Genomic DNA, 14,598 nt, shown 5'->3' on the forward strand with positions numbered 1-14,598 from the left:
CCGGTGCGTGCAAGGCCTCTATCAGCGTCGCACGACGTTTCGCGCCGTCAGATTGCCCGTGGCCCCGTCGCCGTCGTCCGCGCTGGACCCGAACGGCCAGCCCCGGTCGTCGCCGCAGTAGCGTCGCCCGCCCTCACGCGACCCGATCACCACCGCGCGCGGCCTCAGCCAGCCCGCGCCGGTGAACAGATTGTCCGTAATCTGATTATAGGACGGCGTCTGGTGGCGGATCACGCCGTCCTCGCCGCAGTTGCGGTATAAGAACACCCCGCCCTTGCCGTGCAGCGCCAGACGGTTGCCGACGATGCGGTTGGCGCCCGACCCGTCCACCGCGATCTGTTCGCGCCCGGTGCGAATATCGAAATCATTGTCCTGGATCAGCGCCCCTGCGCTCTCGGCGTCGAGATAGACGGCGGTCGAGGTCGAACGACCCACAAAGCGGGACCGCGTCACCGTGGTGCGTGTCACACCCGGCCCGACGTAAAGGGGAATGGTCCCCACGCCCTCAAACCGAACCCGATCCAGGGTGACGCGGATCGGTGCGGCGGACTGGGCGGCTTGCGTGTGTCCGGCGGTGCGTGACGAGGCCAGCAGATCCCGCATCGATCCCCCCGCTCCCATGCCCCAGATCCGCACATTGCCGACGACGGTGCAGTTTCGGATCGTCACATCGACCGGCCGCGACCACTGATCGCCCTCGCGGCGAGACCAGACGGCGATAGTCGGGGCGATGGTGGTCGCCGGAGCCGGCGCACGGATCGTCCCGCCTCCGCAATCCAGCGACGCTCCTGAACCTTCCGCGCCCTCGATCAGCACGCGGCGGCGAACATCGACGCCTGACAGGTCGGCCTGGCACGTCAGGCGATACGGCTGCGTCGACGGAGCCGTCAGCGCCGCCACCTCTTGCGGCGTGCACGGTCTGTCGGCCGGCGTCTGAAAGGTCAGCAGGGCCAGGGCCAGCGCCGCCGTCATCAGGGCAGAGGGATCGCCAGGGCCGCGCGCTCAGCCGCGCAGCCGGGATTGGTCAGGCCGCTGCGACGCGCGGCCGCCAGCTCGCCCCGCGCCGCCGCCATGTCCGCCTGAAAGGCCGGGGTGGCGACGGCCCTGGCCGCAACATCCCGCCCGATCTGTTCGCCGACCGCGACATCCGTCGGATAGTGCATGGCGCAGACCAAGCGGCTGACCCCGATCTCGTGCCCGATCCGGCGCACGGCCTCCGCCCGGTCCGGCTCCAGCGCCGCAAAAGCCTCGCCATAGGCCGTCGCGACCGCTGCGCTGCCGGACGGATAGGAGGCGCTGCGTCTCGCCGCCGGCGTCAGGGTCTGGCAGGCGCGCCGGTTGGGATCGTCGCCGACCGGCCGCAGCCGCGCCTGGCGCGCCTTGACGCGTTCGGCCGCACTGTTTGCATCGTAGAAGATCCGCGCCATCACCCGGTCCAGCGCTGGCGTCTCGGCCGACCCCAGACGAACACCCAAGGCGCAATCGAAATGTTGCAAGGCCAGCGGCGGACGCAACTCGGCATGGGCGGTCGCCAGCAGCCAACGGTCGCCGTCTTCCAGAGCCACAAGACGCGCCGAGGCCCCCTTGTCCGCAATATCCGCGACAGACCCCGGAGCCGGGGCCGGCGGGACTGCGTTCGTCAATTGGACGACAACTTCATCGCTCAAATAGCCTTCAGCCGGAATCGCGCCGTCCGGCTTGGGCGCCCCGGCGCACCCCACGGCCAGCAGGATCGCCGTCGCCACACCCAGGGCGGCGACCCGCTTCACTGACCGGCGCTCCAGCCCAGCTGGACCGAGGTTTCGCCGGTCTCGGTCGGCGTGGCGACGACCTGCAGCGAGGCGCCGTTCACCGCGTCCGCCGCCGCGCCATAGGCGCGCGTGTCGCCCTGGTTCATTCCGGCGACGGACCGCAGGCCCGCCTTCTCGGCGCGCTCGCGATAGAAGGCGACGACATCGTCCGGCGAAGCGGTGGTGGTGAAGGTCACCAGGCCGCCCGGCCCGGCCTCGCCGCCAGCGGCCAGCGGCTGTCCGTCCACCTGTGCGCCGGGATACACGACGGCGAAGGACGGCGGCCCGTCGGCGGCGGCGGGCGCAGCCCCCCCTACGACGGCGGGCGCTTCGGCTGCAGGAGGCGCCGCATCGGCGACGGTCGGCGCCGACGCTTCAGGCGCAGCCTTGGCCTCGACCGGTTGGGCCGAGCGATCACATCCTGCGAGGCAAAACAGAACCACGACGGCGGAGGCCGCCAAGCGAAGCGTCATCGAAAGGTCGTCCTTGGACCGATGGAAGGTCAGAGCGCCACCGTGGCGCATGGTTGCGGCGGCGGCAAGGCGCCCGCTCAGTCTGCGGCGTCGTCCTGGTCCTCCGAGCCTTCCTTCGCCAGCCGGTCGTTGATCTCGGCGGAATCGGGGTCGTCATCCGTACCCGCAGCCGAACCGCCGCGCAGCGAGCCTGCCCGCGTGTCCGATCCCGAATCGCTGCCGTCCAGCGCGTCAATCAGCGTATCCGCCTTGTGACCCAGATCCGGCTTTTCGCCCATGTCGGCGGCTTCGCGGGCGTCGTCACAATCCGCTTCGGACTTGGGGGAATCGGTGTCGGTCATGGCGCATCGCTCCGCTTGTCGAGATCAGTTTAAAGCGCCTGATCCGGTTGCGGTTCCAGCCCCTCGCCCTTGAACCCCGAGGGACAGACCCGATCTAGGCGTCATGATCCCGTTTTCAGTTCTCGATCTCTCCCCCATCGTCGAAGGCGGCGACGCCCGGCGCGGCCTGGATGAAACCCTGGCCCTGGCCCAGGCCGCCGATCGACTGGGCTATGAGCGGTTCTGGCTGGCCGAACATCACAATATGCCCGGCATCGCCAGCGCCGCCACCGCCATCGTCATCGGCCATGTCGCGGCGGGGACCGAGCGCATTCGCGTCGGCTCCGGCGGCGTCATGCTGCCCAACCATGCGCCCTTGGTCGTCGCCGAACAGTTCGGCACGCTGGAGACCCTGTTTCCCGGCCGCATCGATCTCGGCCTGGGCCGCGCGCCCGGCACGGACGGCGCCACCGCCCGTGCGCTGCGGCGCTATTTCGAAGGCGCAGACCAGTTCCCGCGCGATGTCGTCGAACTGATCCAGTGGTTCGAACCGGCCACCGAAAACCAGCCCGTCCGCGCCGTGCCCGGCGCCGGCCTGCGCGTGCCGATCTGGCTTCTGGGCTCCAGCCTGTTCAGCGCCCAGCTCGCGGGCCAGCTCGGCCTGCCCTACGCCTTCGCGAGCCACTTCGCGCCCGAACTGCTGCTGGAAGCCCTGGCCTTGTACCGGCGCGAGTTCGTCCCCTCGGACCGCCTGGCCAAGCCCCACGCCATGGCCGCGATCAACGTCTTCGCCGCCGACACGGACGCCGAGGGCGTGCGCCTGTCCACGTCGATGCAGCAGAGCTTCGCCCGCCTCTCGACCGGCAAGCCGGGCAAGCTTCCGCCGCCCGTCGACGACATCACCACGATCCTGACGCCGCAACAGATCGCCGGCGCCAAGGGTCGGCTGCTCTATTCCGCCATCGGCGGCCCGGAGACCGTCAAGCGCCAGCTGACCGACTTCATCGCCCTGACCGGCGTGGACGAACTGATGGTCACCGGCATGATGTTCGACAACAACGCCCGCATCCACAGCCTGGAGATGGTGGCCGAGGCGCGTGATCAGATGGCGACGAAAGAGGCGGCCTAGAGGCCCTTCAGGAAATCCAGCAGCAGGCGGTTGATCTCGTCCGACCGTTCCTGCTGGATCCAGTGACCCGCGCCCGGCACGACGATCGAGCGGATCAGGTTCGGCGCCCAGTCCTTCAGACCCGCCTCGTGCCCGCCGGCGTAGTGGCGCACCGGATCGTCCTCGCCGACGATGAACAGGGCGGGCGGGGTGATCTTCTGGTCCTGCACGAAGGCCGTCAGCGACCAGTTCAGGTCCATCGCTCGATACCACTTCAGGGGTGCTTCGAACCCGCCCGCCGAAAAGGCCTGAATGTACTCGTCGAAATGCGCCTCGCTCATCCACGGCGGCAGGATCGCATCGTCGGCGATGGTGTCGAGCAGGGCCACGCCGTCGGGCATGAAGCCGGTCGATCTGCGCTCGGCCGGCGTCGCGCCGTCATAGGCGTAGAACAGTTTCCTCAGCGCCATCGTCGGATCGGCGTCCAGCGCGCGGTGCGCGTCCGGCGCCTGGAACCGGCTGATGTAGAGGTCGCCCAGCCCGGCCCGTTTCGAGATGGCGGCCATGGCGGCGGTGGGCGGTCCCTTGGGTCGGCGCGGCTGGAACGGCACCGACAGGCCCGCCACCGCCGTGAACAGATCGGGTCTCAACAGGGCGCAATGCCACGCCACCGGCGCGCCCCAGTCATGCCCGACGACGATGCAGGACACCTTGCCCAGCGCGCGGACCAGATCGACCATGTCCCCGACCAGATGCAGGATGGAATAGGCCTCCACTCCCTCCGGCTTGTCCGTCCCGCCATAGCCGCGCATGTCCGGGGCGACGACATGATAGCCCGCCTGCGACATCGCCTCGACCTGGGCGCGCCAGCTGATCCCCAGTTCTGGAAAGCCGTGGATCAGCAGGACCAGCGGCGCGTTGTCATCCTCGAACCCGGCCTCCAGAACCTGTTGGACCAGACCGTCGGTCTTGATATGCCGGGTTCGCATCGCTTCCTCCGACGGCGTCTTCGCCGCTCATTATCGTCAGGACGGACATGACCCGCCTCGTCACCTTTGCGGACGGTACGACCGTTCCCGCCCTCGGCCAAGGCACCTGGGAGCTGGGCGACGACCCGGCCTGGCGCGATGAGGAGCAGCAGGCCCTGGCGCGCGGCATCGACCTGGGCATGACCCTGATCGACACGGCCGAACTGTACGGCGACGGCCGCTCGGAGCGGCTGGTGGGCGAGGTCATCGCCGGACGCCGCGATGAGGTCTTCGTGGTCTCCAAGGTCCGGCCCGAGAACGCGTCCGAGATGAAGATGATGCTGGCCTGCGAGAAGTCGCTGGAACGGCTCGGCGTCGAGCGGCTGGACCTCTACCTGCTGCACTGGGAAGGCCATGTTCCGCTGGAAGAGACCGTTGGGGCCTTCCGCGATCTGATCGACGAGGGGATGATCGCCCGCTGGGGCGTGTCGAACCTGGATCTGCGCGCCATGGAGCAGTTGATGGAGATCGAGGGGGGCGAGGACTGCGCCGCCAACCAGCTGCTCTATAATCTCGCCTCGCGCGGGGTGGAGTTCGACCTCTTCCCTTGGATGCAGGCGCGCGACATGCCGATGATGGCCTATTCGCCGCTGGGTCGCGGAGAACTGCTGGAACAGCCCCTGATCCGCGACATCGCCAATCGCCATTCCGCCAGCCCGGCCCAGGTGGCGCTGGCCGCCGTCCTGCGCCACGACGGCGTCATCGCCATCCCCAAGGCCAGTTCCGTCGAACACGTCGAGGCCAACGCCGACGCCCTGGAGATCCAGTTCGACCTGGAGGATCTGGAACGGCTGGATGCGGCCTTCCCGCCCCCGAAACACGCCGTGCCGCTGGATATTATCTAACCGCCGGCGACGATCGCCAGCCGCCGCGCCCGCTCATCGTCTGTATACGGAACAACTGGCCCGCGACCCCAGACCGGATCAGGCCACAGACTGTCGTCGCGGCGGCGGCCGACCACATGGACATGCAGCTGCGCCGTCACATTGCCGATGGCGCCGACGTTCAGCTTTTCGACCGCACTCAGCCGGCGCAACAGCGCCCCGGCCCGCACCGCCTCCTCAATCAACGTGGTCCGCTGTTCGATGCTGAGGTCTTCCAGCTCCACCGCCCCCTCGACGCGCGGGATCAGGATCAGCCAGGGAAAGCGGGCGTCGTCCTGAAGCCGCACATGGCACAGCGGCCATTCGGCGGCGGCCACCGATCCCGACTCGAAGGCTTGCGCGACGGAAAACCCCATCAGTTCAGCCCGTAGATGACGCAGGCGCTGTCGCTCATCACCTGCAAAGGGGGTTGCAGCGCCAGCCGCGCCGCCTCGATCTGGGCTTCGCTGGGCGCCCCTCCTCCGGGCGGAGGGGGCGGGGCTGGCGGCGCGGCATATTCCATGCGCGCTTCCGACCGCGACCCCGTCACCACGATGTCGTCCACCGTCGTCTCCTGCCCGCCGCCTGCGGCGTACGAAGGCCAGCCCGCCAGCACGTCCGTCTGACAGACCCGGCCCGACGGATCGATGATCTTGACCCGGCCCAGGGTCGCGCCCGCATTGGTCGCCGCCGCCTCGGCCCGGCGGCGCGCATCCTTCATCGCCTCGGCCTGCAGATTGGCCTTCCAGCTGTTGTCCGGCTCCAGATTGAAGTTCACCTGTCCGATCGCGGTCGGACGCGAGGCCACGATGGTCGCATAGACCCGCTCGATCAGGCGCACCTCGCGCACCGTCACATTGACCGAAGCGTCGGCCTGATAGCGGGCCACGCGGTCAGCGCGGGTGTTGTCGCGCATCACCCCGTTTTCGTCGCGGTACTGGTCATAGAGCGGGCGCGTGGTGACGCTGGTCTCGACCCGCACCTTGTCGGCGCCATAGGCCGACAAGGCCTGGCTCAGCGCCCGCACCTGATCGGCGGCGGCGCGCGAGGCCTCGGCGACGCTGCGGTCCACCGACTGGAAGCTGGCCGAGACGAAGGCGCGGTTGGCCTGGATCTCGACCCGGACCTGGCCGAGCGACGCGATCACCGGATCGCGCATCCACCAGGGTGCGGGGATATAGCGGTCGCCGATCGTCGCGGGCGGCGTCTGGGCCAGCACAGGCGTCGCGACCGACGCCAGCAGCAGGGCGAAAGCGAATGAACGGCGCATCGAAATCCTCCGGTTGTCGCCGGACCTTCGCAAGCCTGACCAAGGCCGTAAAGCGAGGTTCTTGCGACAGCCGCGCGAGGGGTCTAGACCGCCCGCACGATTAATCCCCTTTCGCACACGCAATAAACGGAGACATCCATGGCTCGCGCGAAGATCGCCCTTATCGGCGCCGGCATGATCGGCGGAACCCTGGCCCACGTGGCCGCGCGCGAAGCCCTGGGCGACGTGATCCTGTTCGACATCGCCGAAGGCACCCCGCAGGGCAAGGCGCTGGACATCGCCGAGGCCTCGGCCGTCTTCGGCCAGGACGTGGCCCTGAAGGGCGCCAATGACTATGCCGACATCGCGGGCGCCGACGTCTGCATCGTCACCGCCGGCGTGCCGCGCAAGCCGGGCATGAGCCGCGACGACCTGATCGGCATCAACCTGAAGGTCATGAAGGCCGTCGGCGAGGGCATCAAGGCCCACGCCCCCAACGCCTTCGTCATCTGCATCACCAACCCGCTCGACGCCATGGTCTGGGCTCTGCAGAAGTTCTCGGGCCTGCCCAAGGAGAAGGTCGTCGGCATGGCCGGCGTACTGGACTCGGCTCGATTCGCCTACTTCCTGGCTGAAAAGACCGGCGTGTCGGTGCAGGACATCCACGCCTGGACCCTGGGCGGTCACGGCGACGACATGGTGCCGATGGTGCGCCACTCGACCGTCGGCGGCCTGCCCCTGCCGGACGCCGTCGCCGCCGGCTTCCTGTCGCAGGACGAACTGGACGCCATCGTCGAACGCACCCGCAAGGGCGGCGGCGAGATCGTGGCCCTGCTGAAGACCGGCTCGGCCTTCTACGCCCCGGCCGAATCCGCCATCGCCATGGCCAAGTCCTATCTGCTGGATCAGAAGCGCGTCCTGCCCTGCGCCGTCTGGCTGTCGGGCGAGTACGGTCTGTCGGACCTCTACGTCGGCGTTCCCGCCCTGATCGGCGCCGGCGGCGTTGAGAAGATCGTCGAGTTCACCACCAACGACGAAGAAAAGGCGATGTTCGAAAAGTCCGTCGCCTCGGTCCAGGGCCTGCTGCAAGCCTGCAAGGACATCGATTCCTCGCTGGCTTAAGCCGCGCGACCATCGAATGACGAAGGGCCTGCGGAGCGATCTGCAGGCCCTTTTTCTTTTCCCTTCTCCCGTTGGGGGAGGCAGCTCATCGCGGCGCGACGTAGCCCATGCCTGCCGCAAACTTGGGCAGCAGTTGCAGCCAGACCGTCAGAGGGTCCGCCAGTTGCGCCACGCCTTCGCCCGACAGCACGACGACGTCGTACTGCACCGTCGCCGTCGGCGTTTCGGCGGCGGTGTGGAAGGCCTTTAGATAGCGGTTGTCGCGGTTCCAGGCGTTGACCGCATCCAGCGTCGCGCCGGCGCCCGGCACCACGGCGCTGAACTGGACCTCGCCGCAGCCAGACGCCTCGCAGCCATAGAAAAAGACCGCCCAGGTCAGGCCCGCATTGGTCACGGTGAAGAAGGTCAGGCCGTTCTCGGTTTGCACAGGCCCGACCCGCCCGCCCAGCCCGGTGATCCACGTCGCGACCTCGGCCGGGGTCAGACCGCGACTGGCCGTCGCCGGCGCCGTCTGGGCGAACGCTCCGCCCGCCGTCAGCGGCGATAAGGTCAAAGCAAGGGCGGCGGCGAGGGCGAGACGGCGCATGAAGACACTCCGAAGGTCAGCCGACACCCTAGCCATCACTCGCGGACGTGCGCCAGCCAGTCCTTGCTTTGCATTTCGTTGAAGCGCGACACGGTGCGCTCGAACTCGAACGCCCCCACCCCTTCGGTATAGAGGGCCTCCGGCTTTGCTGCCGCCAGCACGATCAGCTTGGTCTTGGCCTCATAGAGGGCGTCCACCAGAGTCACCAGACGCCGCGCCTCGTGGTGGTTGGCCGAACTCAGGATCGGCACGTCCTCCAAGAACAGAGTGTGGAACCGCTGGGCGATGGCCAGATAGTCCTGCGGCCCCAGCGGCCGGGCGCACAGGTCATTAAACGTCGCCCGCGCCATCGATCCCACGGTGCGCTGCACCACCACATCGCGGCCCAGTACGCTCAGATGCGCCGCCGCCTCCGGTTCGCCCCCCTTCAACTCGCGCCATAACGCCTCGAACGCCGCGCGGTCGTCCGGCGTGTGCCAGACCTGGGCCGAGGTCATCCGGTCAAGCCGCCAGTCCCGCGCGCCGGCCGTCTCGACCACCACGCAGCGCTCGCGGATGATGTCGATGAAGGGCAGGAAGAGCTGACGGTTGATGCCGTTCTTGTAGAGGTCCTCCGGTGCGCGGTTCGAGGTGATGGCCAGCACCACCCGATCCTCGAACAGGGCTTCGAACAACCGGCCCAGGATCATGGCGTCGGCGATGTCGGTGACCTGCAGTTCGTCGAAACACAGCAGCCGGGCTTCCGACGCGATCAGCTTGGCGATCGGCGGGATGGGGTCGTCGCCCTTATGCGTGCCGAACACGGCCTTGCGGGTCTTCGCATCCCCCTCGCGCCACTGTTTCACCAGGTCGTGGATGCGGGCCATGAAGGCGTGGAAGTGCGCGCGCGTCTTTCGCGGCTCGGGCGTCGCCGAATAGAACAGGTCCATCAGCATCGACTTGCCGCGTCCGGGCGGGCCGTAGAGATAGACGCCCCGCACCTCCGGCGCCTTGCCGAACAGGCCGCGTTTGGCCAGATCGACCTCCAGCCGCTCCAGCGCCGTGATCACGCTCTCCTGCGCCGGATCGGGCGTCAGCACGCCCTCTTCCACGCGGATGTCGTAGGCGTTGCGGATACGGGAGGTCATGGAAGGACTGCTTAAAGCCCGGCACAGTGAAAAGCGATTGCTTCACAGCCCTGAACGCCTATTTGCAGGGCTATCACTACAATGCGCTCAAGCAGCGAGGCCCCGTGGGCCGAGCGGTAGCGCGTCCGAAGGACAAGAAACATGGGTTATCGCGTCGCCATCGTCGGGGCCACGGGCAATGTGGGCCGCGAAATGCTGAACATCCTCGAGGAGCTGGAATTCCCCGTCGATGAAATTCACGCCATCGCCTCGCGCAAGTCCAAGGGCGTCGAGGTCTCCTTCGGCGACAAGACCGTCAAATGCCAGGACATCGAACAGTTCGACTTCTCAAAGGTCGACATCGTGCTGATGTCCGCTGGCGGCGCGGTGTCCAAGGAATGGTCCGAGAAGATCGGCAAGGCCGGTCCCATCGTGATCGACAACTCCTCGGCCTTCCGCAAGGACGCCGACGTGCCGCTGATCGTGCCCGAGGTGAACCCGGACGCCATCAAGGACGCGACCAAGAAGAACATCATCGCCAACCCCAATTGCTCGACCATCCAGCTGGTGACGGCGCTGAAGCCACTGCACGACGCGGCCAAGATCAAGCGGGTGGTGGTCTCGACCTATCAGTCGGTGTCCGGCGCCGGCAAGGAAGGCATGGACGAGCTGTGGAACCAGACCAAGGCCATCTACGGCCTGGGCGACGCCACGCCCAAGAAGTTCCCCAAACAGATCGCCTTCAACGTCATCCCCTACATCGGTTCCTTCCTCGAGGACGGCTCGACCGACGAGGAGAAGAAGATGTCGGACGAGACGCACAAGATGCTGGACCGCGACATCCAGGTCACCGTCACCTGTGTGCGCGTGCCGGTCTTCGTGGGTCACTCCGAGGCCGTGAACGTCCAGTTCGACCGCCCCATCGAACCCGACGAGGCCCGCGCCATCCTGCGCGAGGCGCCGGGCGTCCTGGTGATCGATAAGCAGGAGCACGACGGCTATATCACCCCCGTCGACGCCGCCAGCGAACACGCCGTCTATGTCAGCCGCATCCGCAAGGACCCGACCGTCGAGAACGGTCTGAACCTTTGGGTCGTGTCCGACAACCTGCGCAAGGGCGCCGCCCTGAACGCCGTTCAGATCGCCCAGCTTCTGGACGAGACCGGCGTGATCAAGTCGTCGTCGGGATATCGTTCGATCACGGTCTGATCCTCCACCCCGTCATCCTCGGGCTTGACCAGAGGACCGGATGTTCCGCCGCTGGTGCGAACGAGCGACGCATAGACGCCCGCCGCGCCCGATCCCCGGGTCAATCCCTAGGATGACGGCAAGGGGGTGAAAGGAATACGCGCCATGAGCGCCACCCCCTCTCCCAACGACCCCCGCGCCGTCGGCACGGCCATCGCCTGCTACACCCTGTGGGGACTGCTGCCGCTGCTGTTCATGGCGATGGCCGCGCACGGCTTCGGCGCGCCCGAAATCCTGGCGCACCGGGCGGTCTGGTCGGTCTTCGTTGCCGGCCTGGTCCTGCTGCTGGCCGGGCAATGGGGCGAGGCGCGCCGGGTGCTGGCCACGCCGCGCACCCTGGCCTGGCTGGCCCTGTCCGCGCTGCTGATCGGCACCAACTGGAGCCTCTACGTCTTCGCCACCACCCATCATGCGACGCTGGAGGCCAGCCTCGGCTACTATATCAATCCCCTGCTCAACATGGCGGCCGGCGCCGTGCTGTTCCGGGAGAAGATCGACCGCTGGAGCGCGCTGGCCATCGGTCTGGCCGCCGTCGGGGTCGTGATCCAGACCATCGCCCTCGGGCATGTGCCGATCATCGGCCTGACCCTGGCCGTCACCTTCTGCGCCTATGCGGTGATCCGTAAGCGCGTGCCCGCCTCGGCCCAGACCGGCCTGTTCGTGGAATGTCTGGTGCTGCTGCCCATCGGTGCGGTCTTTCTGGCCTGGTTGACCACCCACGGTCAGGCGGTCGGATTCGCCTCGCCCTCCGGCCTGATCTGGGCGCTGGTGAACGGCCCGGCGACCGTGATCCCGCTGGCGCTGTTCGCCTGGTCGGCGCGGCGTCTGCCCCTGTCCACTGTCGGCTTCATCCAGTTCCTGGCCCCGACGCTACAGTTCGCCTGCGGCGTCGCGACCGGCGAGCCGCTGACCCTGCTGCGGATCGTCTCCTTCGTCTTCATCTGGGCCGGCGCCGGCGTCTTCGCCCTGGCCGCCTTCAATCGCAGCCGCGCCGCACGCGAGGCGTTGAAGACCACGGTGGAACCGGCGTAGCCTTCGCCCATACGGAGGCGAGGCCATGACGACCGCCCAACCGGGCCCCTGCGAAGGCGGACAGGTCCATGCCGCCGCCGAACCGGCCCACCCGCTTTCGGCGGCGCGCAAACGCTGGGTGCTGGCCGCGACGGTGCTGGGCTCCAGCCTGACCTTCATCGACGGCTCGGCCCTGGGCGTCGCCCTACCCGCCGTGCAGCGGGATCTGGCGGCCGGCACGGCGGCGGTGCAGTGGGTGTCGAACGCCTATCTGCTGACGCTTGGCGCCCTCGTTTTGATCGGCGGCGCGGCCGGCGATCGGTTCGGTCGCCGACGGGTCTTTCTGATCGGGGTCGCGATCTTCGCCCTGGCCTCCATCGGCTGCGCCGTGGCCCCCACCGTCCAGGCTCTGGTCGCCGGCCGGGCGATCCAGGGGATCGGTGCGGCCCTGCTGACGCCCGGCGCCCTGGCGGTGATCGGCGCGACCTTCCCGCCCGAGGAGCGCGGCAAGGCCTTTGGAACCTGGGCCGGGTTCGGCGCCCTGACCGGCATGGTCGGGCCGTTGATCGGGGGATGGCTGGCCGACGCCGCCGACTGGCGCGCCATCTTCTGGATCAATGTCCCGCTGGCGATCCTGACCGCCGTCGTGACGCTGGCCGCGACGCCCGAGAGCCGCGATCCCGACGCGCGCGGTCTGGACGGTCTGGGCGCGGTTCTGGCCGTCGCCGGCCTGGGCGCCCTGACCTGGGCCCTGACCGCCGCGCCCGATCTGGGGTTCGCATCGCCCGTGATCCTGGCCGGACTGGTCGGGGGCGCGGCGCTGCTGGCCGCCTTCGTCTGGGCCGAGGCGCGCCAGACCCACCCGATGATGCCGCTGGGCCTGTTTTCGTCCTCGGTGTTCAGCGGAATCAATCTGCTGACCCTGCTGCTCTATTTCGCCCTGGGCGGAGCGATGTTCTTCCTGCCCTTCGATCTGATCCGGGTCCACGGCTGGAGCGCGACCGAGGCCGGCGCCGCCATGCTGCCCTTCGCCGCCGTCATGGGGCTGTTCTCGGGCCTGGCGGGACGGGTCGCCGATCGGTTCGGCGCGCGTCTGTCGCTCAGCGTCGGGCCGGCCCTGGCCGGGATCGGACTGGCGCTCCTCGCCGTGCCTGCGCCGCGCGCGGGCTATGTCGACGGACCGCTGGCGGGCATGACGGTGCTGGCGATCGGCATGACCCTGGCGGTCGGCCCTCTGACGGCGACGGTCATGGGAGCGGTCAAGGCGGGCCACACCGGCGTGGCCTCGGGCGTCAACAATGCGGTGGCGCGCGTGGCCAGCCTTCTGGCTGTCGCCCTCTTGGGCCTGGTGCTGTCTGCGGTCTTCGCCGGGGTCGCCAACCTGCCTGACGCCCGCGCCCAGCTGGCCCAGGTCATGTCGGGTGGAGACATCACACCCGTCGTCCGCGACGCCTTCCATGCGGCGTTCCGGGCCGTGATCCTGACATGCGCCGCCTGCGCGGGCTTGGCCGGCCTGATCGGCCTGCTGACCGCGCCCGGCCCGGTTCAGAAGGCGGCGTAAAGCGCGTCCAGCAACCGCCTGGGCCGGGGGTCGCCGATCAGGTGCGGCGACTGGCGCGTCATCACATAGGCCGCCGACAGTTTCCGCGACGGATCCGCCATGGCCATCGACCCGCCCCAGCCATAATGGCCGAAGGCTTCGTTCGGCCCGAACACCTTCAGCCCGTCATTGCGCATCAGACCGGCCGCCCAGCTGATCGTATAGGGCAGCACCTTGTCCGGCCCATGGATGCGCTCGCGCGTCAGCTGATCCAGCGTCCCCGCCGACAGCACCGACCGGCCGTCCAGCACGCCGCCATTCGCCACCACGCCCAGTATCTTCGCCAGCCCCAGCGCCGTGCCGTGCAGATTGGCCGACGGAATCTCCATCTCGCGCCAGGCCGCCGAACCGCGCCCGCCCGGCGCCGAGCCGCGATCCAGGAAGGCCGCCTGTTTGATCGGATCGATGGTTCCCAGGCTGGGCGCCGCCGTGGGCTTGCGCATCTGCGCCACCCGTCCATGCTCGCTTTCCGGCAGGCCGATCCACAAGTCCAAGTCGGGGAAGTCCTGACGGAGCGCCTGGCCCATCGTCCGGCCGGTCGCGCGGCGATAGACCTCATTGGCCAGATAGCCGACGGTGATCGGGTGATAGCCAGACGCCGTGCCCGGCTCCCACATCGGCGCCTGGGCCGCCAGACGCGCCAGCACCGCGGACACATCGAACCATATCGTCGGATCGACCGCCTCGGAAAAGCCCGGCAGCCCCGACTGGTGGCTCATCAGCTGAGCGACGGTGACGTCCGCCTTGCCCGCCGCGCTGAACTCGGGCCACAGCGAGGCGACCGTCTGGTCATAGTCGATCTGCCCGGCCTCGACCGCGCTCGCCATCAGAATGGCCATCACCGCCTTGCCGGTCGAAAACACCGAGGTCAGGGTCGTATCGGTGAACGGCGTCGTCCTGACCGTATCCGCATGGCCCGCCCACAGGTCGACGACCGCCTCGCCTTCGACCAGCACGCTGAACCGCGCCGCCTGCTCGTTCAGCCCCTCGGGCGCCTCGGTGAAGTTGGCGGCGAACGCGTCGCGCACGGCCTCAAAACCGGGTGCGCAGACGCCGTGGATGTCGATGAGATCGGTCATGGGCCGGTCCTAGCG

General features: G+C 68.5%; 16 protein-coding genes. 6 read left to right on the forward strand and 10 right to left on the reverse strand.

Annotated elements, in window-relative coordinates; translation table 11 throughout:
- Positions 1-21: 21 nt before the first annotated feature.
- The 4 genes from Q9R14_RS11725 to Q9R14_RS11740 form a co-directional block, all read right to left on the reverse strand.
- Positions 22-972 (reverse strand): right-handed parallel beta-helix repeat-containing protein, encoded by a 951-nt coding sequence (locus Q9R14_RS11725; protein WP_306002517.1) that lies wholly within the window; start codon positions 970-972, stop codon positions 22-24.
- Positions 972-1,769, reverse strand: coding sequence for a PA-phosphatase (locus tag Q9R14_RS11730; RefSeq protein WP_306002518.1), 798 nt, complete (start codon positions 1,767-1,769; stop codon positions 972-974). The genes Q9R14_RS11725 and Q9R14_RS11730 overlap by 1 nt, the downstream gene beginning before the upstream one ends.
- Complete coding sequence (locus Q9R14_RS11735) at positions 1,766-2,263, reverse strand: hypothetical protein (protein ID WP_306002519.1); 498 nt, start codon at positions 2,261-2,263, stop codon at positions 1,766-1,768. The genes Q9R14_RS11730 and Q9R14_RS11735 overlap by 4 nt, the downstream gene beginning before the upstream one ends.
- A 77-nt stretch (positions 2,264-2,340) precedes the next feature.
- Positions 2,341-2,604 carry a ribonuclease gene (locus Q9R14_RS11740; RefSeq protein WP_306002520.1) on the reverse strand — a complete coding sequence of 88 codons (264 nt, stop codon included), beginning with the start codon at positions 2,602-2,604 and terminating at the stop codon, positions 2,341-2,343.
- Between the two features lie 103 nt (positions 2,605-2,707).
- Here Q9R14_RS11740 and Q9R14_RS11745 point away from each other — a divergent pair, with 103 nt between their 5' ends.
- A complete protein-coding gene (locus Q9R14_RS11745) occupies positions 2,708-3,712 on the forward strand; it encodes an LLM class flavin-dependent oxidoreductase (protein WP_306002521.1) in 1,005 nt (334 codons plus the stop codon).
- Here Q9R14_RS11745 and Q9R14_RS11750 read toward each other — a convergent pair.
- Positions 3,709-4,680 (reverse strand): alpha/beta hydrolase, encoded by a 972-nt coding sequence (locus Q9R14_RS11750; RefSeq protein ID WP_306002522.1) that lies wholly within the window; start codon positions 4,678-4,680, stop codon positions 3,709-3,711. The genes Q9R14_RS11745 and Q9R14_RS11750 overlap by 4 nt on opposite strands.
- 47 nt (positions 4,681-4,727) lie before the next feature.
- Here Q9R14_RS11750 and Q9R14_RS11755 point away from each other — a divergent pair, with 47 nt between their 5' ends.
- Positions 4,728-5,564 (forward strand): aldo/keto reductase, encoded by an 837-nt coding sequence (locus Q9R14_RS11755; protein ID WP_306002523.1) that lies wholly within the window; start codon positions 4,728-4,730, stop codon positions 5,562-5,564.
- Here Q9R14_RS11755 and Q9R14_RS11760 read toward each other — a convergent pair.
- On the reverse strand, positions 5,561-5,959 hold the full coding sequence (locus Q9R14_RS11760; protein WP_306002524.1) for an HIT family protein: 399 nt from the start codon (positions 5,957-5,959) through the stop codon (positions 5,561-5,563). The genes Q9R14_RS11755 and Q9R14_RS11760 overlap by 4 nt on opposite strands.
- Positions 5,959-6,852: an SIMPL domain-containing protein gene (locus Q9R14_RS11765; protein ID WP_306002525.1), complete on the reverse strand. Its 894-nt coding sequence runs from the start codon at positions 6,850-6,852 to the stop codon at positions 5,959-5,961. The genes Q9R14_RS11760 and Q9R14_RS11765 overlap by 1 nt, the downstream gene beginning before the upstream one ends.
- A 138-nt stretch (positions 6,853-6,990) precedes the next feature.
- On the opposite strand from Q9R14_RS11765, the gene mdh reads away from it, so the two are divergent.
- Entirely contained in the window at positions 6,991-7,953 is a 963-nt protein-coding gene (gene mdh / locus Q9R14_RS11770; protein WP_045809972.1) for a malate dehydrogenase, read from the forward strand.
- Between the two features lie 85 nt (positions 7,954-8,038).
- Here the strand turns inward: mdh and Q9R14_RS11775 are convergent, their stop codons facing one another.
- Positions 8,039-8,539 (reverse strand): YbjN domain-containing protein, encoded by a 501-nt coding sequence (locus tag Q9R14_RS11775; RefSeq protein ID WP_306002526.1) that lies wholly within the window; start codon positions 8,537-8,539, stop codon positions 8,039-8,041.
- A 35-nt stretch (positions 8,540-8,574) separates the two neighbouring features.
- Positions 8,575-9,666: a cell division protein ZapE gene (zapE, locus tag Q9R14_RS11780; RefSeq protein WP_306002527.1), complete on the reverse strand. Its 1,092-nt coding sequence runs from the start codon at positions 9,664-9,666 to the stop codon at positions 8,575-8,577.
- Between the two features lie 141 nt (positions 9,667-9,807).
- On the opposite strand from zapE, the gene Q9R14_RS11785 reads away from it, so the two are divergent.
- The 3 genes from Q9R14_RS11785 to Q9R14_RS11795 all read left to right on the forward strand — a co-directional run bounded on the left by Q9R14_RS11785 (position 9,808) and on the right by Q9R14_RS11795 (position 13,465).
- Positions 9,808-10,854 carry an aspartate-semialdehyde dehydrogenase gene (locus tag Q9R14_RS11785; protein ID WP_306002528.1) on the forward strand — a complete coding sequence of 349 codons (1,047 nt, stop codon included), beginning with the start codon at positions 9,808-9,810 and terminating at the stop codon, positions 10,852-10,854.
- A 144-nt stretch (positions 10,855-10,998) separates the two neighbouring features.
- Positions 10,999-11,925, forward strand: a complete 927-nt coding sequence (gene rarD, locus Q9R14_RS11790; RefSeq protein ID WP_306002529.1) for an EamA family transporter RarD — start codon at positions 10,999-11,001, stop codon at positions 11,923-11,925.
- A gap of 25 nt (positions 11,926-11,950) precedes the next feature.
- Positions 11,951-13,465: a DHA2 family efflux MFS transporter permease subunit gene (locus tag Q9R14_RS11795; RefSeq protein ID WP_306002530.1), complete on the forward strand. Its 1,515-nt coding sequence runs from the start codon at positions 11,951-11,953 to the stop codon at positions 13,463-13,465.
- Here the strand turns inward: Q9R14_RS11795 and Q9R14_RS11800 are convergent.
- The gene (locus Q9R14_RS11800) at positions 13,450-14,583 is read right to left on the reverse strand and encodes a serine hydrolase domain-containing protein (protein ID WP_306002531.1); all 1,134 of its coding nucleotides are present in this window, start codon (positions 14,581-14,583) and stop codon (positions 13,450-13,452) included. The genes Q9R14_RS11795 and Q9R14_RS11800 overlap by 16 nt on opposite strands.
- Positions 14,584-14,598 lie beyond the last annotated feature (15 nt).

Source organism: Brevundimonas sp. C43, from assembly GCF_030732185.1.
Taxonomy (GTDB): Bacteria; Pseudomonadota; Alphaproteobacteria; order Caulobacterales; family Caulobacteraceae; genus Brevundimonas; species Brevundimonas diminuta_C.